Genomic DNA, 17,943 nt, shown 5'->3' with positions numbered 1-17,943 from the left:
GGTACTTGGAGTACAGGCGCACCAGGAGCACGCCCAGGACGATCAGTTTGAACATCGTGCCGGGACTGCCGGTGAAGATCCCGATGACCAGACACAGGACGATCGGCACGAGATCATCGACGCGCCACAGCAGGATCAGCGGTGGATCGTCGATGTACTTGGGGATTTCGGTGGGGTCAGCCATGGGCGCAGTGTGCGGCCCGGCGGGCGGGGACCGTGAGAGCTGAAAGTGCGGATTATTGGGGGGAATGCGGGAAATGGCGACGGATCAAGACCTAGCCCCCCGCACTGAGCGCTTGTTTCGGTTCAGGGTGCTCGCCGAGACGCACCCTTAAGAACCTCCTGAAACTCGCCGCGATCGGCACCTGCTCGACACCCGTCGAACCCGTCCGCCCCCGGGGATCAGTTGCGTGGTATCCGTCCGAGCCCATCGGTCAGCAGGCGATGGCAGGCTCCGAGGCGCCGGAAGCGCCTGCGGGACGGCCGGCGCACCGCGAACCGACAACCAAAACGGTTGATTCCGGACGGCCGGGGCGGCGTTGGAGCACGGCCTCCTCCGGACGACCGAACTACCCAGTGGCCCAGCAGACGCGTATCTGCGTTTCATCTCCCCGGCCGGCGCCGTCGATAACCTCAGAAAGAGCAGCTGCACCCCAAGACACAAAGGACACAACGGACACAAAGAATTTCAATGTTTTACGATGGGGTTGTGGATCAACGCCCGGGTGAACTGCATCATGACAATTGGCCATTGTCTTACTTTGTGATCTTGGTGCCTTTGTGGTGCGAACTGCCGAACTTAGGATAACGGTGTTGTAATGGGTCACACGGGTCATTTGCTCTAGTGTGCATCCCAAAGGGGAATCCAGAGGCGCACCATGAACATACTGCTGATCGAGGACGAGAAGAAGATCCTGGACTTCGTTGCGCGCGGATTCCATGAGCAAGGATTTAGCGTCGATTGCTGTGCCGAGGGTAACGCCGGCTTCGCGTTGGCCAGCCAACGCGACTATGACTGCATCGTGCTCGACATCATGTTGCCGGGGCGCGACGGACTGTCCATCCTCAAGGGCCTGCGCCAAGCCGGCAAGACCACCCCGGTGCTGCTGCTCACGGCGCGTAACGAACTGGACGACCGCCTGACCGGACTCAACCTGGGCGCGGACGATTATCTGGCCAAGCCCTTTTTCGTCGAGGAGCTCATTGCGCGTGTCCAGGCGCTGCACCGGCGTGTACGCGGGGAGCGGCAGAACATACTGGTGGTGGGTGACCTGCGGCTGGACCGCATCACCCGCGAGGTGCACTGGCACGGTACAGCGGTCGACCTGACCGGCCGCGAATTCAACCTGATCGAATACCTCATGCGCTCCCCGGGGCGGGTCTTCACCCGCACCCAGATCCTCGAACACGTCTGGGGTTACGACTTCGACCCCAGTACCAACGTGGTGGACGTGTGCATCCAGCGCATCCGCAAGAAGATCGGGGCGGCGGCGGATGGCACCTCACCCATCGAGAGCGTGCGCGGCGTGGGCTATCGCTTCCGCAAGCTGGACCCGGCGCCATGACGGCCGGGCGCTCGTTGCGCCTGCGTCTGGCGCTGGGGTCCGCCGCCCTGGCAGGCGTTGCCCTGGCCGGGTTTGCTGCCGCCGCCTGGTGGCAGGTCTCCCAAGCCCGGATCAGCACCCTAGACCGGGCACTGTGCGACCAGACCGAACGCGAACTCTCGCGAAACTGGCCCGCCGATCACTGGGCACCCCACGAGCGGGTCATGGGCCGAACCCTGGGTGCCCGCAGTCCCGCCGACGCCCTGCTGCTGGTGCAGGAGGGCGGAAGCCTGGTCTATCGCTCCGGGCACTGGCCGGCCACACTGGACCCGGACACCTTGCCCTGGCCATCGCCCGCCGATCGTCCCGATCGGCCGGACACCTTGGCGCCGCCACCGTCTCCAGGGGGTCACGGCGCCGTCCGGGACGACCGACGGGGCCCGCCGTCGGCAGACGGGCGCGACCACGCACCCGGCCCCGGCCCGGACCCGGCCCGGCGCCGGGAGGAGCCGGGAGGGCCGCACGGCGCCCCACCGCGGGCACCGATTTCCAGCTGCGTCACCCGCACGCTCACGCCCGGTGCCGCGCGCTGGCGCTTCGGTCTGGCCGCGACCCCGGATACCCGGCTGGCCGTCGGGGTCGATCTGGCCGTGATCGACGCCGATCTCATGGACTTGCGCGCCGCCTTCCTGCTCGCCCTGCCCCTCGCCTTCGGCCTGATCACCCTCGGGGCTTGGTTCCTCTCCGGCCGTGCCCTGGCACCGCTCCGCCGGCTCACCCTCGCCATGGCCGGCATCACGGCCAAGGGCCTGGACCGGCGCATCAGCGCGGCCAACACAGTTCAAGAACTCTACGAATTGATTCAGGTATTCAACGGCATGTTGGAGCGACTGGAGCGTGGCTTCCGGCAAGCCTCGCGTTTCTCCGCCGATGCCGCGCACGAGTTGAAGACCCCACTGGCGATCCTTCAGATGCAGATCGAGCAGGCCTTAGCCGAGGCCGAGGCGGGTTCGTCCCTCCAGGAGCGCCTGACCGGCATCTTGGATGAGGTCCAGCGACTAGGCACCATCGCGCGCAAGCTCCTGCTGCTGTCCCTGGCCGACGCCGGGCGGCTCAGCCTCAATCGCACCCCCTGCGATCTCAGTCAGGCGCTGGAGGACCTGCTGGAGGACGCGCAAATGCTGGCCCCCGGGCTCAGACTGCACGGTAGCGTCGCCCCCGATCTACGGGTGCGTGCCGACGCCCCGCTACTCAAGCAGGTGCTGCACAACCTCCTCGCCAATGCAGTCAAGTACAACCGACCACACGGCTTCATTCGCCTCACCGCCGGGCGCCGCGCCGGGCGCATCACCGTCGCCATCACCAATGCGTCGGTCGATCTGGCCCCTGCCGACCGCGCGCGGCTCTTCGAGCGCTTCTACCGCACCGATCCCGCCCGCCAACGCGGCACCGAGGGTGCAGGCCTCGGGCTCAGCCTGGCACGCGAGATCGCGCGGGCGCACGGCGGGGACCTCGTGCTCGCCGACCCCACGACGGGCGAGACCCAATTCCTCCTGCTGCTCCCGGCGGACGACACGCCCGAATAACAACTCTGTCATGCAGGCGCGCGCTTACCAGCAACCTTGGGAAGCGACACTGAGTGCACACCCACCAATGAGGTTCATGGGTGGGACCGGGGGCCAACGGACCTGGACGTTCGCCCTTGCCGTTCCATGACGATTATCGAGGAGTCGTTGCCATGTGCAGCAAAGCATCAAGGCTCATCACCACAGCGCTGCCAGTCGCCTTCACGCTCGGCCTTGCCGCACCCGCCACCACCATGGGTGCGAACCCGCCGCCGCCACCTCCACCACCCAAAGCGAGCACCGCAAGCCTCGCCGTCACCCGCGTCGGCAACGGGACCGTCACCAGCAATCCGGCGGGCATTGCCTGCGGGACTCGTTGCGCGGCCACCTTTGCCGACAGTACCAGTCTGGTACTGACCGCGACCCCGGCCGCGGGCTACGCCTTTGCCGGCTGGAGCGGCGTCTGCACCGGGGTCGGCCCATGCACCGTGAAGGTCACGGGGGCGCAGGCGGTGACCGCCACCTTCGCCCCCCTGGACAGGACCCCGCCGCTGGTCCGCGCCTTCGTGGTGCCGGCCGTCGTCAACAGCTTGACGGTGCCGATTTCGAGCCTCCTCGCCAGCGACGACCAGGCCCTGGCCGGGTACCTGATCACCCTGGACCAGACCCCGCCCCCGGCGGGCGCCGCCGGCTGGACCGCCGGCCCACCGACCAGCTTCAGGGCGGGCACCGCGGGCCGCACCACGCTTTATGCCTGGGCCAAGGACCGTGCGGGCAACGTCTCCCAACCGGTCAGCTCGACCGTGCTGATTGACACGGCTGCGCCGATCGTCAGTGGGTTCACTGTGCCCGCCCAGGTGACTGGACTCGACGTCCCGGTACAATTGAACGCGACGGACAACACGGCCGTTACCGGCTATCTGATCACCGAGACCGCAACTGTGCCAGGTCTCACCCTCGCGCCCTGGCAGCCGACCAAGCCCACCAGCTATAAGGCGACGGCGGCCGGCCCCAAGACGCTCTATGCCTGGGCGCGGGATGCCGCTGGCAATGTGTCAAAAGCCAAGACCGCCAACTGTACCCTGAGTACGACTCAACCGCCGCCGCCAAGCGGTTCGGGCGGTGGTACCGGCATGAACACCAACAACACCATCTCGGATCAGGCACAGTCGACGACCATCGCCTTCGATGGTTTGGCCTTCGTGACCGGTAGCTATTGCGCCCAGACGTTCTATCCCCCTGGCAAGGTTGCCGATTTCTTCGGCTTCCAGTTCCTGCGCGACAATGACCCGTCGGGCATGGGGCACAATACCGATTTCACGACCCTGACCGCTGACCCCATCCTGGTGCTGCTGAACGACGCCCAACTCCAAGTCCTCTCCGACCTCGGTGCCGCCGAAGCCGACTTGAACGATGCGTACGGGTACGCCCGTTTGCCACTCGCTGACGCGTTCCGCCGCCTGCTCGATGGCGACACCCCCAGCGGGCATCCCGAGCTCAGTCGCGAGGCGGTGAACGCCTACTCGGCGGCCCTGTTCGGGATCGACGGCCAGATGAGTTATCTACGCGCGAAGGCCTATGCCAACGTCCTCGGCACCATGGATGCCAGTCAGCAGGCGGCGCTCGCCGCCATGAAGGGCAAGGGGGCACTCGCCTGGTCCCAGCCGACTACGGACGTCATCGCTGCCGTGTTGAAAAAGTATCCCAACCGCATGATGCGCACCTATGCGGGAGAGATGCTTGCCTGGTATCTGGGCAGCGAAGAGGCCGATGTCTATTTCTGCCCCGAGCGGGAGGGCACCTACTTCGGGTCCTTCTTCATGAAGGACATCAAGGCGATGAATAACCCCAGCTACACCATCGATTCCAACATGACCGCGAACATGGGGAATGCCTTCCTGGCGACGCTGACCGACTCGCAGCAAGCGCAAATCACCAGTCTGGTGACCACACAAAAGCCCGACCTGCTTGCCATCGTCGCGAAACGCGCCGAGATCTCCTCGACGCTCAGGCAGTTCCTGCAACAGAAAGCGGTCGACGAGGCCAACGTCGTCAACCTGGCCAAGCAATATGGCGAGTTGGACGGCGCGATCTCATACGACTATGCCACGAGCTTCTCGGCGGTCGGCAACTCACTGAACGCAAGCCAATACGCCACCTTGACGGCCCTGCGGAAGACGGCCACGGCCGAAGCCGCCGGTACCCCGGACTATGACCACCAGTGCGGCAATGGCTACCTGTACTCGGCGCCGCTGCCGTCTGACGCGCCGCCACTCATGGCGACTGACTTCCTGTTCGGTTCCTGTGCCGCCGAATCCGGTATGTGCAGCACGGACTGGGATTGTTGTTCATTCTCGTGCGGCGATAACAATGTCTGTACCGCCCCCTTCAAGTTCTCAAGCTCGGCGTTCCAGGACGGCGCTACCCTGCCCATCACCTACACCTGCGAGGATGCGAACGGTGGTGTAAGTCCGCCGCTGGCCTGGACGGGCGCGCCTGCCGGCACAGTCGAATTCGCAATCACGGCGACGACACTCGCGGTCGACGGCAAGAAGTGGAATTGGGTGCTCTACGGTATTTCCCCGTCAGTGACCTCGCTGGCGACAAACAGCACCGGGATCGGCACCACTGGCGCGTCCACCGATGGCCCCGAGCTCAAGTTCTATCCCCCATGCTCATCCGGTGCCGGTCAGCGAACCTATACCTTCACCGTCTACGCGCTCTCCGCAAGTCCCACGTTCAGCACGTCACCGGTGAGCGGAGAGGTTCTCGCTGACGCGATCGGCCCGGTGACGATTGGCAGCCGCCAGATGAGTGTGAACTATACCTTTGCCACTGGACATTAGCCGGGTGATTCGCGCTCTTGCATCATCCCCACGCGGGCGCGTGGGGATGCGGTGTCGAGCGACACCATCAGGCCAAGACCTCGAATCGGGACAAAGCCATGGCAAACAAGACCACTATCGGTCGTACCGAGAGGACCAGACATGAACATCAGAATGACAGTCCTGACACTGCTTGTCAGCTTATACACAGGGGGCGTGCTTGCACAGGATCAAGCGCAAGCACCCCGGACTGACGCGCGGGGCGGTCATGCGCCGCCGCCCCAGGCCTATGAAGACTGCCGGGGCAAGAAATCCGGAGACACGGTGCAGCACACCACACGTGATGGCGTGGTTGCAGCTGCGTGCGTCGATTCTCCCAATGGCCTGGTAGCGAGACCCAACCAAAGGCGCGGTCCAGAACGGGGATCAGGTCAAGGCGCAGGCCAGGGCAGTCCCGAAGAACGCGGCTCCGGTAGTCAGCCGCGCGGGCAGGCTATGCCTCAGGACGGTGGCCGCAAGTACTCCATCGAACAGGCCATCTCCGATCGGGCCCAGCTCAACACCATCGCCTTCGATGGCCTGGCGTTCCTGACCGGTGACTTCGGCTACGACACCTTCCTGCCCCCCGGGAAGGTTTCGGACTACTTCGGTTTTCAGTATATGCGCGACATCGACGCCCGGGAAGGCGGCCACAACACCAGCTTCCTGACCAAGATTGCCCACAACATGCTGACCATCCTCAACGACAGTCAGAACGCCCAGTTGCTGGCCTTGGCCCAGGAACAGCAAAGCGACATCAAGCGTTTCGCGCAAATGCGGCTGCCGCTGATCAAGGCCTTCCGCCTTAACCTCGAAGGCAAACTGCCTGCTGGCAGTGCTGGCCTGGACAAGCAGGCCGTCATAAACTATTCGGCTGACCTTTATGCATTGGACGGCAAGCTTTCCTACGACCGCGCCAAAGTCATGGCCAGCGTCCTGCGCAGCTTGACTCCTGCCCAGAACGCAGCGCTGGCTCAACTCAAGTTCGGCGATTCCGCCACCTGGCCGAACGTCGCCGAACCGCTGGATCGCCGCAGCATGTCGCATGAGGTGAACGTCGCCGTGATGACCTACGCCAGCGAGATGTTCTCCTGGCATGCCGGTTCAATCGAGGCCGATACCTATTTCTGCCCCGAACGGCACGGCATGTACTTCGGCGGGTTCGGCATGAAGACCGCCCCGGCCATGGGCAAGCGCGACTATGCGATCAGCACCGCGCTGACCGGCAACAGCGGTGAAGCCTTTCTGGCGACGCTGAATGACACACAGCGCAAGCAGATCATCGCGCTGACCGATCTTCAGCGGCAAGACCTGAACGAGATCGTGCGCGTCCGACGCGAAATCTCGACCGAGCTACGGCGCTTCCTCAAGGGCGAGACGGCTGTTCAGGCCAAGGTGCTGGCGCTGTCGACACGCTACGGCGAACTGGACGGCAACCTGTCCTACTTCTACGCCACAACATTCGCCAAGGTTGGCCAGACGCTGACTCCCCAGCAGAAGCAGGCCCTGTTGGCCATGCGCAAGGTCGATCCGACGGAACCGAAAGGGCCCTTCCTCTATTCCTCGCCGATCAGCACGCCGTGGATTGACGACACCGACCGGTTCTTCGGTATCAGAGGGTAATTCGATCGGACATATGAAGCTTGACTTTGGCCATTTCCCAGCAGACCAGTGACGTCATTCGATGAACGAGACGGGCGGCGGGCTTGCATCGATTTTCTGTTCCGTTGCTCCCAAGCCCCCGGTCAGCGCGCGAATCGGATACCTCCGTCGGGACTGCCGGAGCTTACCAATCCGCCGTCAAGCCCAGGTAGCCATAGGTTCCGGTATAGCCATATTGCCCACCGCGGACCGTATCCTGCGCCTGGTAACGATCGCTGCCGCCGGAGAGTGTGAGGTCAAACCGCCGCGATAACTGCCATTGTGCGGCCAGGAAGGCCCCACCGCTTTGTTCGTCGGCCAGGTTATAGACGATTTGCGTATCAGGATCGACCGCATACATACGATCACCCACCAGAGCGCCGATCGTCACCGACCGGGGCAGCCAGGCCGAGCGCGCAGAAAAGTAGTGGGTTAGCTTGATTTCCAGCGCATCGGTGTGACCGCGCAAGGCCCGCCCCACATTGGAGGCGTGCGCATCGTAAAGCCGCAGTTGCAGCCAGTCGGCCTGGTGGTTAAAGCCCAGACCCAGGGTCGGGGTCCATTGCTGTACGATCAAGGCCCCATTGCCAATGCGGCTCTTGGCGTATGAACTGAAGGCGTAGCCCAGGTCCAGGTAAAAGGTCTTACGATGGTTCAGAAAAGACAGCTGCGGTGCCACGACCTGCACATCATCGCTCTCGTTGGTGGTATCGTTGTTGTTGATTTGATGACCGTCCAGACGCAGGGTCAGGCTCCCCGGCAAGGCGTCAGGCATAAAATTGATTCGCCCGGATAGAAACTCGGCCGCCTGGTCGAGCGCGGCAATGCCGCCCTTGTAATTCAGCCGCGTGTAGGTCGCCCCGCCGTCCAGGCCGCCGCGATCCTGGTATTGTGCATCGAACCTGAACCCCGCGTTGATCATCGCGCGGCGTGATCTGGAACCGCTATAACCCACGTAAGAAGACTCTGGTGTCAGGGACAACGTCCAGGGGGCGGTTATTGGCTGATCCGCGCCATCGGCTTGAACGCTCAGCAATGCCAAGCCGGCACAGCAGCCGTAGCTCAATCCGCGGCATGGTCTATGGTTCATCATTGATTGGTGACCTTTATGTTGAGGGACAACCCAAGGCGTACTGTCCAGTCTCGCTTCGCCGGATGGGCCAACGGGAAGGGGCGAAACGCCGAAGCAGCAAGGATGGATGAAGAAAGTGGAGGCAATAGGGAGAGAAATGAGATGAAACTGGCTGCCCACGGTACAGGGCACCTGAGAATACAGAGTGCAAGCCGGCAAGACTGCACGTCTCTCCAATTTCTCCCAACTTGCTCCATGCTCAGCACCAATTCACCCTCCAGACTCTGCCTCGGCACCATCGCCAGGAACACCGGAGAACGCGATGACGGGCATAACCGCCACCGACATCGGGGCAGACACCCATTTCAATGGCATTACGCTGAGGCGCCTGCAGGCACTGGTCCGTAGCCCCGACGGACACGCCTTCGACGGCAAGACCGGGCGCAGCTTCCGCCTCAATGACAGTGGTCAGTTGGCCCTGGACCTGGTCACTCAGGGCCTGTCGGAGGTGGCCGTCGTCAACCGGCTCGCCGCCCGTTACGCGCAACACCCGGCGGTCGTGCGCGTCGGGCTGGAGTCGTTCGTCGGCCAACTCAAGCGGTATCTGCCATGAGCGCCCGCGCCGATCACGGCGACTGGCGGCACTGGACGGTCGCCGTCACCGGCATCAATGCCCGGCCGGAGAATCCCGGTCCCGGCTGTGCGGTCGCGCGCTGTCTGACCGAGGCGGATGGCTTTCGCGGTCGGGTCATCGGCCTGGGCTACGAGACGCTCGACGCCGGGCTCTATCACCCGGACGATTGCGACGGCGGCTACCTGCTGCCGTTTCCCTCCGGCGGCGCCGAGGCCCTGCTGGAGCGACTCAAGGAGGTCCTGCGCCAGGTCCGCATCGACGTGATCATCCCCAGCCTGGATGCCGAGTTACCCAACTTCATCGCGCTCCAGTCGACGCTCGCCAAGCGCGGCGTGCAGATGCGCCTGCCGGGCCGTGCGCAACTGCGCAGCCGCGACAAGGACCGCCTGCCGGAGTTGTGTGCCCGGGCCGGGGTGGCCACCCCCCGGGTGCGACCGATCAGTTCGGCGCGCTTCTTCGAGCATTGCACCAATGAGGAGGAAGGCGGCTGGACCTATCCCTTGGTGGTCAAGGGCGTCTTCTACGACGCCTATGTGGTGCGCGACGCGGCTGAGGCCGCCTACCGCTTCGAGCAGATCGCCCGCGCCTGGGGCTATCCGGTGCTGGTGCAGGCCCATGTCGCCGGGGAGGAGGTCAATCTGACCGCGCTGGGGGATGGCAGCGGTGCCCTGATCGGCCCGGTGATGATGCGCAAGCAGGCGCTCACCGAAAAGGGCAAAGCCTGGGCCGGCGTGGCGATCGACGATGGTGAACTGCTCGCGGTCGGCGAGCGGCTGATGCACGCCCTCAAATGGGATGGGCCGCTGGAACTCGAACTGCTGCGCGATGCCGCCGGCACCCTGCACCTGATCGAGATCAACCCGCGCTTCCCGGCCTGGGTCTATCTCTCGCAGGGCGTCGGCCGCAACCTGCCGGCCGCGCTGCTCGCCCTGTTGCAGGGGGTCGCCCCCGCGGCCCTGCCGCTCGCGGCGCCCCAGCCCGGCGTCACCTTCATCCGCCATGCCCGCGAGATCATCGTGCCGATGGCCAACATCGCCGCCGTCAGCATGACCGGGGCGACGCCGCCGCGCGGCCTCCCACCTGACCCGCGCGCACGCCTGACCGCCTGAACCGAAGCCTGATTCTGCGCCTCAACCATGAGCATTACCATGCATACCAATGACTGGGAAGCCCCCCGCATCACCCCGCTGGAATTCAACCAGCTCAACAAGTTCGGTCAACGCCGGGTACAGTCACCGGTCACGGAGGCGATCGACGGCGTGCCGGTGGCGACGCTGATCGAACGCTTCGGCTCGCCGCTCTTCGTCACCTCCGAGCAGCGCCTGCGTGCCAACTGCCGCCGTCTGCACCAGGCGTTTGCCGCCCGGGGGGTGGAGGCGATCCACGGCTGGTCCTATAAGACCAACTACCTGAGCGCGATCTGCAACGTACTGCACCAGGAGGGGTCCTGGGCGGAGGTGGTCTCGCGCTTCGAGTACGAGAAGGCGCGCCGCCTCGGTGTCCCCGGCGAGCGCATCCTCTTCAACGGGCCGCACAAGCCGCGCCCGGCCCTGGAGCGCGCACTGGCCGAGGGCGCCCATGTGCATGTCGACCACTTCGACGAACTGGCAACCATAGAGTCGATCGCCCGCGCCCGCGGCGTCCCGGCGCCGATCGCCCTGCGCCTGAACTTCGACACCGGCTTTACCGAGCCCTGGAGCCGGTTCGGTTTCAATCTGGAGTCGGGACAGGCACTGGAGGCCATCGCCACCGTCACCACCAGCCCCCATCTGCGACTGGTCGGGCTGCACAGCCACATCGGCACCTTCATCCTCGACCCGCGGGCCTACGCCGCCCAGGTCACGACCCTCTGTCGCCTCATGCAGGAGATCGAGGGGGACGGGCCGACGCGGCTCGACTATCTCGATATCGGCGGCGGTCTGCCTTCGCGCAACGCGCTGCAGGGGACCTATCTGCCCCCGGAACAGGCAGTGCCGGACCTGGACGAATACGCCGACGCGATCTGCACGGCCTTTCTGGAGGGGACGGCCTACCGCCTGGAGCGGGGTGAGGCGCGCCCGCGACTGATCTTCGAGAGTGGTCGCGCGGTGATCGATGACGCCCAGGTCCTGATCACCACCGTGGTCGGGCGCAAGCAGTTGCCGAGCGGTGCCCCGGCGGTCATTCTGGATGCCGGGATCAACCTGCTGTTCACCGCCTTCTGGTACAACCATCAGGTGTCCCTGGCCTCCCCGGCACGCGGCGAGCCGCGCGAGACGGTGCTCTATGGCCCCCTGTGCATGAACATCGACGTGGTGCGCGCCGCGGTCCAACTGCCGCCGCTGCTGCCCGGCGACCCCTTGGTGATCTCCCCGGTCGGTGCCTACAACAACACCCAGTGGCTGCAGTTCATCGAGTATCGGCCGGCGGTGGTGATGATTCACCCGGACCGACAGGTCAGCCTGATTCGCCGCGCCGAGGACCTCGACAGCGTCTTCGCCCATGACCTGTTGCCAGACCACCTCGCCCGACCGGTTGGCGATGCGCCCGGTGAGGGCGATGCACTGTCGGGCAATATCATCCCGCTGCGCCGGGCCGGCTGACATGGAGACCCTGCGGCTGGTACGGCACTTCATACACCGCGTGCTGCTCGCCTACGGCACGCTCTTTCTGGCCGCGGGGCCGGGCGTCGGGGCACTGGTGCTCACCGCGACCCTGCTCGATCCCCAGATCGGCCTCCTGGGGCTGGCGGCGGGGCTGGCCGCGGTGGGCACCCGCGCCTCGGTGCGCCTGCCCGCCCTGGCCGGGGAGGCGGAGGTACTGAACGCGATCTATGTCGGGCTGGTGCTCGGCGCCTTCTATGCGGGCAGCCCGCGGCTCTTCGTCCTGGTACTGGTGGGCGGTGCCCTGGTGGTGCCGCTGGCCGCCGCGCTCGGCCCACTGCTGCGTCAGACCCGCGAACTGCCGCTGCTGGGCGCGCCCTTCCTCTGCACCCTGTGGACGCTGCTGCCGGCCGCCAAGGCCCTGGGTATCCCGCTGCGCGGGGCGCCCGAGCTGTGGCTCTACCCGGCCTGGATCGAACCGACGTTGAGCAGCGCACTCTCCACGCTGGGTGCGCTCTTCTATGTGGCCAATCCACTCTCGGGCCTGCTGGTGCTCGCGGCGGTGTTGCTCGCCTCGCCGATGCTCGCCGGGTTCGCCATCGCGGGCGGGGGGCTCGCCTGGGGGCTGGTCACGGCCTGGGGGGTGACGACGGGTCCGCTGCCCATGCTGGCGGCCTTCAATGGTGCGCTCACGGCGCTCATCCTGAGTACCCATACGACCGCGAGCGGGCGCAGTCTCGCGGTGGCGGCGGGCGGCGTCGGCGCCGCCACCCTGTTTTCCGTCGCCCTGTGGTGGCTGCTCTGGCCGCTCGGCCTGCCGCCGCTCTCCGCCCCCTTCCTGCTCGCCGTCTGGCTGGTCCGCGCCGCCCTGCGACCCGAGCACAGCGCCTTCTGGTCGCGCTTCTGGCTCCCCATCCCGGCCACGCCGGAGACGAGCGCGAGCCGTTGGCGACTGGAACAGGCGCGCGGGGTGGAGCGCACCAGCATCGCGCTGCGTCCACCCTTTGTCGGGCACATGGAGGTCTCGCAGGCGATGGACGACGCCCTCACCCACCGTGGACCCTGGCGCTACGCGCTGGACTTCGTGCGCACCGAGCAGGGTTTGAGCTTCAAGAATGAGGGCCGCACACTCAGCGATTTCTACTGCTTCGACCTGCCCGTGCTCTCCCCGGTCTGGGGGACGGTGCTCGCGGTCCGCAACGAGGTGGCGGACAATCCGCCGGGCGAGTGCAATCTGTCCGACAATTGGGGCAACCATGTGCTCATCGGACTGGCCGACGGGCAGTGCGTGTTGCTCGCCCACCTCCGCCAGGGCAGCATCGAGGTGGCGCCCGGTCAGTGGCTCGCGCCCGGTACGCCGATCGGGCGGTGCGGCAATTCGGGGCGTTCGACCCAACCGCATCTGCACCTGCAGTGTCAGCAGGGCGCTTGGCTCGGGGCGCCGACCCGGGCCTTCCACCTAGCCGGCTATAAGCAGCGGAACGGACCCTGGGTACTCGACGGCCGGCCGCAAGCAGGCGAGGTGCTGGACCATCCGGCGGTCAACCCTGGGCTCGCGCAGGCGCTGCGCCTGGCGCCGGGCCGGGAATGGCGCTTCGTGGTCGGTGACGGCGAGTGGGGGCTGAAGGTGCAGATCGGGCTGTTCGGGGAGACGGTGTTGGTGTCGGAGCGAGGCGCACGCCTCGCGGCCTGTCACACCGACCTACTGTTCGCGGTGACCCAACGCGGTGGCGCGCCGGACCCGGTCGGCGATGCCTTCGCGCTGGCCTTCGGGCTAACCCCGCTGATCGAGCCTGAATGCACCTGGCGTGACGCACCGGCGCCCGAGTGGCTGGGGCTCACCGGTTGGCAGCGTCTGCGGCGCGTGCTGCGGCGTCCCTTGGGCGGGAATATCGAGAGTCGGTATGAACGCCGGTGGGATGCCCGCCATGGCCGGTGGGAGCAACACGGTTGGCATCGCCTCCCGGCGCTGGGCGGTGCCATCATTGCCGAGACGCTGGGGCTCTTGAGCGAGACCGTCGGCCCGGTTGGCTTCAGCCTTACAATCGCCGGTCGCCGCACGGTCGGTGCCGGTCTGACCGGGGTCGGCAACCACGGTGACCACGGGATTCCCGCCTGGTCGGTCGCGCTCGGTCCCTCCTCTCACCTGGTGACGCCATGATCCGTTTTACCATCCAGCGCAAGCTCTTCATGGCGTCGTTCGCGCTGGCCACCGTCGTGGCGGCGCTGCTCCTGGGACTCACCCGCTGGAATTTGCAACAGGGCTTCGGCCGTTACATCGTCGAGACCGAGATCGGCCAGCTCGACTGGCTGGTCAAGAACGTCGAGCGTGCCTATGCGCAGAGCGGCAGTTGGGCCTTCCTGCAAGGCAGCGGCGATGCCATGCGCTGGCTCCTTGCACCCCCCCCGCGGCCCGGCGGGCGGCGACCGCCGCCGCCCGAGGAGGCACCGATCGAGGGCCCGCCGGAACCCTCAGATCAACCCGACGGGTTCGCCGGCCCGCCAGGGCGCGATGATCCCCCGGACTTTCCGGGTCCACCCGACTTCGCGGACCGGCCGCCGCTGCTGCACCCGCCCGCCCCCCCCGGCGGCGGTCGCGGCGGCGATCCGCTGGAGATTCGCCCGCGACTCTCCGTGCGCGACCTCTCAGGCAAGGTACTAGCCGGCAACCCGCGCCCGGACGGACTCTCGGCGAGCCGCGTCATCCGCTATCAGGGTCAGACCGTCGGCACCCTGGTCCTGCTCGCACCCGAGACCGGGGCGACGCGCGATGCCGCCTTCCTAGCCGCGCAGACGCGCGACCTGTGGCTGTCGGGCCTGGCGGTCCTGCTCCTGTCGCTCGCCGCCGCCTGGCTGCTGGCACGCCAGCTTGTCGGACCGATCAAGGCCCTGGCAACCGGTGCGCGACAGATTGCCGAGGGCCGCCTTGTCGCCCGCATCCCGGTGCGCCGATCCGACGAACTGGGTGATCTGGCCAACGATTTTAACGCCATGGCCGAGATGCTGGCGCGCACAGAGGAGGTCCGTCGCCAGTGGGTCTCCGACAGCTCGCACGAGCTGCGCACCCCGATCGCCGTGTTGCGCGCCGAGATCGAGGCCCTCCAGGACGGGGTACGCCACGCGGATGAAAAGACCCTGGCGCGCCTGCTCAAGCACGTCATGCAAATGGGCAAGCTGGTGGACGACCTGCGCCAGACGCTGGACCGCGACAACGGGCAGGCCGACCTGGAACTGCGCCCGGTCGCACCGCTGGCGGTCTTGCAGGAGGCGCTGGACAAGTTCCGACCGCGGCTCGCCATGGCGGACCTGACACTCGACACCACCGACCTGCCCCAGACCGATCCCGGCTGGCGTATCCAGGGCGACGCCCAGCGCCTGGAACAGGTCTTTGCCAATTTGCTGGAGAATACGCTGCGCTACACCAACACCGGCGGCGAGCTGAAGGTTGCGGCCAGCGCCCGCGCCGGGCGGCTGCACCTGCAATTCGACGACACCCCCCCCGCCCCCCCGGAGCACGCCATGCACCGACTCTTTGAACGCTTCTACCGCGCCGAGCCGTCGCGCAGCCGGGCGCACGGCGGTTCCGGCCTGGGGCTCGCCATCAGCAAGACCATCGTCACCGGACATGGCGGCACCATCACCGCCAGCCAGTCCAGGCTCGGTGGACTCTGTATCCGCATCGCCCTGCCCCTGGAGTACTGAGATGGACAAGCACAAGATTCTATTGGTCGAGGACGAGCCCGATCTGGCGGCGGTGCTCATCGACTATCTGCTGCGCGATGGGTTTGACGCCGCGCTGGAGGGCGACGGCACCGCGGCCCTGGCGCGCCTCCGGCAGACCCCGCCGGACCTGCTGTTGCTCGACCTGATGCTCCCGGGGCTCGACGGCTTGAGCATACTGCGCGAGCTGCGCAAGGCCTCGGACCTGCCGGTAATCCTGGTGACCGCCAAGGTCGAGGAGATCGACCGGCTGATCGGGCTGGAGCTGGGTGCCGACGACTATGTCTGCAAACCCTATTCGCCGCGCGAGGTGCTGGCGCGCGTCAAGGCCGTGCTGCGCCGGACCACGGCGCGGGCGCAGCCGCCGGCCCCGGCCACACCGCCCCTGATCGAGATCGACGCCGAGGGCTGGCAGGCGACCATCCAGGGCCAGCGCCTGACCCTGACGCCCAAGGAATTTCAACTGCTGCGGGTCCTGACCGCCCGGCCCGGACGGGTCTACTCCCGCGGTCAACTGCTCGATGCCATCTATGAGGACACGCTTGACGTCAACGAGCGGGCGGTGGACAGCCACATGAAGAACCTGCGCAAGAAACTGGCGCAGGCGCAGCCCGAGCGCGAACTCATCCGGTCCATTTATGGCGTGGGGTTCGTGTTTGAGCCTTGAAGGTGGCCGCTCACGAAACGAAAATTTCGGTACGATAGCGGGTCTGATCAGGATACGTGTAAATTTTAGTAATCTCAGCCGGTGCCCTCGTCAGCGATGCCAAGTAACCGTAGCACCAGCGGTAGTGGCAGGTCGTCCATGTCGAGCACGTACTGCCCAAAGCGGCACAGGTGCTCGCGCATGTAGGGGCTGAGTCACGCGACCAAGTCCCTGGTCAAACGCCAGCCCGCGGCGGCCATGTCGGCGAGGACATTGGTCAGGTCGTTGACGTTGTGCAGCGTCATGACGTTGGCCACGAGGTCCATGTACTTGACCTGCAAGGCCTGCTCGACCGCGTCGCCGCTCTTGAGGACCGGACCACCGAACCCGATCCAATCCAGGAAGTCGTTGTAGGACTCGCCTTTGGTGGTCTCGGCGAGGATGCTGTGGCGCAGGTCCGCCTCGGAGATGTAGCGCAACAAGAACAGTGTCCGCACGACGCGTCCGAGTTCCCGGAAGGCCCGGTTCAGCTTGTTCTGCAGGCTGTGGCTGCCGAGTTTGCGCAGCAAGGTCGAGCGCAGAATCGTGCCGGCCTGGATCGACAGCACCACCTGCATCAGGTCCTGCCAGTGGGTCTTGATCAGCGCCCAATCGATGGACCGGCTGAACAGGGCATCGATATTCCGGCAGACGCAGCCCGGCTCCGGGCGGTAGAAGGTCACGTCGTGCCAATTGCGCATCCGCGGAAACAGTTTGATCCCGAGCAGATGCGCCAGGCCGAAGACCGGTTCGCTCTGGCCCTGGGTCTCGGCGTGCAGCGTGTCGGGCTGCAGGTCGGAGCGCTGCTCCAGGAGGGCATCAAGGATGTACACGGCCTCCCAGACGCCACAGGCGATGAACTTGCTGAATAGCCCGACGTAGGTCGCCGAGATGTGATGGTAGGCGATGCCGCCGAAGCCGCCATAGCGGATACGGCGGTCGCCGAGAAGGATGTTCTCACGCAGATCCATCTACTGGCGACGCGCCCGCCGCCATCAGCCCCGGTCAACCGGGGGCGAATGCCGCTGACTTACAGTCGCTTCTGGCTATTGGCAAGCACCAGCCCCAAGAGCGCAGCAACGACAACCACCCCAACCGGCACACCCGTCGCCGGTAACGGGATCGGGGCGACCAACAGCATCAGCGTCCCGATCAGAATCCAAACCAGCGCCCGCACCGACCAGAAGTGGATCAGCGGACTGGCGTAGGAAAAGCTGTGCTGCCGGATGCGCCGCCGCAACAAGGCATCGTACGCGGCGGCAGCACACAGGATCAGGCTGAACGGCCACCAGAAGAGCAGGACCGCCAGGCGCTGGCAGGCCTGTCCGAGTGACCACCAGACCACATGCACCCGGCCGGCGAGCCAGGGCCAGACCGGGCTGTCCGCCAATTTCTCCAACCCCGCCCCCGCCGTCCCGTGATCGGGGACCAGAACGTGATAACTCCACGCCTCCAGACCGGTGCGCACGCAACAGGCCCGATACCAGCGCACCGCGCGGTCGAGGATGAGGTCGGCCTGCGCCGGCCCCACGGCGTCCACCAGAGACGCCAGTTCCCGCGCGCTGACCTGGCGCGCCCAGTCGGTCGGGACCAGGGCGGCGAACAGGATGAACTCCATGACGAAGAGCAGCAGGCC

At 66.1% G+C, this 17,943-nt stretch carries 14 protein-coding genes; 10 read left to right on the top strand and 4 right to left on the bottom strand.

Annotated elements, in window-relative coordinates:
- Positions 1 to 184 (bottom strand): type IV conjugative transfer system protein TraL (gene traL / locus QZY44_RS06135; protein ID WP_295443688.1); only part of this gene is annotated, 184 nt, incomplete at its 3' end.
- A gap of 694 nt (positions 185 to 878) precedes the next feature.
- On the opposite strand from traL, the gene QZY44_RS06130 reads away from it, so the two are divergent.
- The 4 genes from QZY44_RS06130 to QZY44_RS06115 all read left to right on the top strand — a co-directional run bounded on the left by QZY44_RS06130 (position 879) and on the right by QZY44_RS06115 (position 7,596).
- Positions 879 to 1,565: a response regulator transcription factor gene (locus QZY44_RS06130; RefSeq protein ID WP_295443686.1), complete on the top strand. Its 687-nt coding sequence runs from the start codon at positions 879 to 881 to the stop codon at positions 1,563 to 1,565.
- Positions 1,562 to 3,130 carry an ATP-binding protein gene (locus QZY44_RS06125; protein WP_295443683.1) on the top strand — a complete coding sequence of 523 codons (1,569 nt, stop codon included), beginning with the start codon at positions 1,562 to 1,564 and terminating at the stop codon, positions 3,128 to 3,130. Before QZY44_RS06130 ends, QZY44_RS06125 begins: the two co-directional genes overlap by 4 nt.
- A 152-nt stretch (positions 3,131 to 3,282) precedes the next feature.
- Positions 3,283 to 5,955: a hypothetical protein gene (locus QZY44_RS06120; RefSeq protein ID WP_295443681.1), complete on the top strand. Its 2,673-nt coding sequence runs from the start codon at positions 3,283 to 3,285 to the stop codon at positions 5,953 to 5,955.
- 141 nt (positions 5,956 to 6,096) lie between these two features.
- On the top strand, positions 6,097 to 7,596 hold the full coding sequence (locus tag QZY44_RS06115) for a hypothetical protein (protein WP_295443679.1): 1,500 nt from the start codon (positions 6,097 to 6,099) through the stop codon (positions 7,594 to 7,596).
- Positions 7,597 to 7,759: 163 nt separating this feature from the next.
- Here QZY44_RS06115 and QZY44_RS06110 read toward each other — a convergent pair whose 3' ends face one another.
- Positions 7,760 to 8,536 (bottom strand): hypothetical protein, encoded by a 777-nt coding sequence (locus tag QZY44_RS06110; protein WP_295443677.1) that lies wholly within the window; start codon positions 8,534 to 8,536, stop codon positions 7,760 to 7,762.
- Positions 8,537 to 9,008: 472 nt separating this feature from the next.
- On the opposite strand from QZY44_RS06110, the gene QZY44_RS06105 reads away from it, so the two are divergent.
- Genes QZY44_RS06105 through QZY44_RS06080 form a run of 6 tightly spaced genes read left to right on the top strand, consistent with a single transcriptional unit; the run spans position 9,009 to position 16,289 of the window.
- Positions 9,009 to 9,299, top strand: coding sequence for a PqqD family protein (locus QZY44_RS06105; protein WP_295443674.1), 291 nt, complete (start codon positions 9,009 to 9,011; stop codon positions 9,297 to 9,299).
- A complete protein-coding gene (locus QZY44_RS06100; RefSeq protein WP_295443672.1) occupies positions 9,296 to 10,429 on the top strand; it encodes an ATP-grasp domain-containing protein in 1,134 nt (377 codons plus the stop codon). Before QZY44_RS06105 ends, QZY44_RS06100 begins: the two co-directional genes overlap by 4 nt.
- A gap of 39 nt (positions 10,430 to 10,468) precedes the next feature.
- The gene (locus tag QZY44_RS06095) at positions 10,469 to 11,902 is read left to right on the top strand and encodes an alanine racemase (RefSeq protein ID WP_295443669.1); all 1,434 of its coding nucleotides are present in this window, start codon (positions 10,469 to 10,471) and stop codon (positions 11,900 to 11,902) included.
- Between the two features lies 1 nt (position 11,903).
- The gene (locus QZY44_RS06090; protein ID WP_295443666.1) at positions 11,904 to 14,063 is read left to right on the top strand and encodes an urea transporter; all 2,160 of its coding nucleotides are present in this window, start codon (positions 11,904 to 11,906) and stop codon (positions 14,061 to 14,063) included.
- Positions 14,060 to 15,604: an ATP-binding protein gene (locus QZY44_RS06085; protein ID WP_295443663.1), complete on the top strand. Its 1,545-nt coding sequence runs from the start codon at positions 14,060 to 14,062 to the stop codon at positions 15,602 to 15,604. The genes QZY44_RS06090 and QZY44_RS06085 overlap by 4 nt, the downstream gene beginning before the upstream one ends.
- Before the next feature lies 1 nt (position 15,605).
- Positions 15,606 to 16,289: a response regulator gene (locus QZY44_RS06080; RefSeq protein ID WP_295443659.1), complete on the top strand. Its 684-nt coding sequence runs from the start codon at positions 15,606 to 15,608 to the stop codon at positions 16,287 to 16,289.
- Between the two features lie 194 nt (positions 16,290 to 16,483).
- Here the strand turns inward: QZY44_RS06080 and QZY44_RS06075 are convergent, their stop codons facing one another.
- A complete protein-coding gene (locus QZY44_RS06075; protein ID WP_295443657.1) occupies positions 16,484 to 17,278 on the bottom strand; it encodes a Tn3 family transposase in 795 nt (264 codons plus the stop codon).
- A 59-nt stretch (positions 17,279 to 17,337) separates the two neighbouring features.
- Positions 17,338 to 17,943 (bottom strand): DUF4400 domain-containing protein (locus QZY44_RS06070; RefSeq protein WP_295443655.1); only part of this gene is annotated, 606 nt, incomplete at its 5' end.

Origin of the sequence: uncultured Thiodictyon sp., from assembly GCA_903837595.1 — a bacterium.
Classification (GTDB): Bacteria; Pseudomonadota; Gammaproteobacteria; order Chromatiales; family Chromatiaceae; genus Thiodictyon.
This window is presented reverse-complemented; position numbering and strand designations above follow the sequence as displayed.

Bases quoted from the DNA above. Each gene is read 5' to 3' on its own strand.
- QZY44_RS06130 (WP_295443686.1), top strand. From the start codon at position 879: ATGAACATACTGCTGATCGAGGACGAGAAGAAGATCCTGGACTTCGTT.
- QZY44_RS06125 (WP_295443683.1), top strand. From the start codon at position 1,562: ATGACGGCCGGGCGCTCGTTGCGCCTGCGTCTGGCGCTGGGGTCCGCC.
- QZY44_RS06120 (WP_295443681.1), top strand. From the start codon at position 3,283: ATGTGCAGCAAAGCATCAAGGCTCATCACCACAGCGCTGCCAGTCGCC.
- QZY44_RS06115 (WP_295443679.1), top strand. From the start codon at position 6,097: ATGAACATCAGAATGACAGTCCTGACACTGCTTGTCAGCTTATACACA.
- QZY44_RS06110 (WP_295443677.1), bottom strand. From the start codon at position 8,536: ATGATCAACGCGGGGTTCAGGTTCGATGCACAATACCAGGATCGCGGC.
- QZY44_RS06105 (WP_295443674.1), top strand. From the start codon at position 9,009: ATGACGGGCATAACCGCCACCGACATCGGGGCAGACACCCATTTCAAT.
- QZY44_RS06100 (WP_295443672.1), top strand. From the start codon at position 9,296: ATGAGCGCCCGCGCCGATCACGGCGACTGGCGGCACTGGACGGTCGCC.
- QZY44_RS06095 (WP_295443669.1), top strand. From the start codon at position 10,469: ATGCATACCAATGACTGGGAAGCCCCCCGCATCACCCCGCTGGAATTC.
- QZY44_RS06090 (WP_295443666.1), top strand. From the start codon at position 11,904: ATGGAGACCCTGCGGCTGGTACGGCACTTCATACACCGCGTGCTGCTC.
- QZY44_RS06085 (WP_295443663.1), top strand. From the start codon at position 14,060: ATGATCCGTTTTACCATCCAGCGCAAGCTCTTCATGGCGTCGTTCGCG.
- QZY44_RS06080 (WP_295443659.1), top strand. From the start codon at position 15,606: ATGGACAAGCACAAGATTCTATTGGTCGAGGACGAGCCCGATCTGGCG.
- QZY44_RS06075 (WP_295443657.1), bottom strand. From the start codon at position 17,278: ATGGATCTGCGTGAGAACATCCTTCTCGGCGACCGCCGTATCCGCTAT.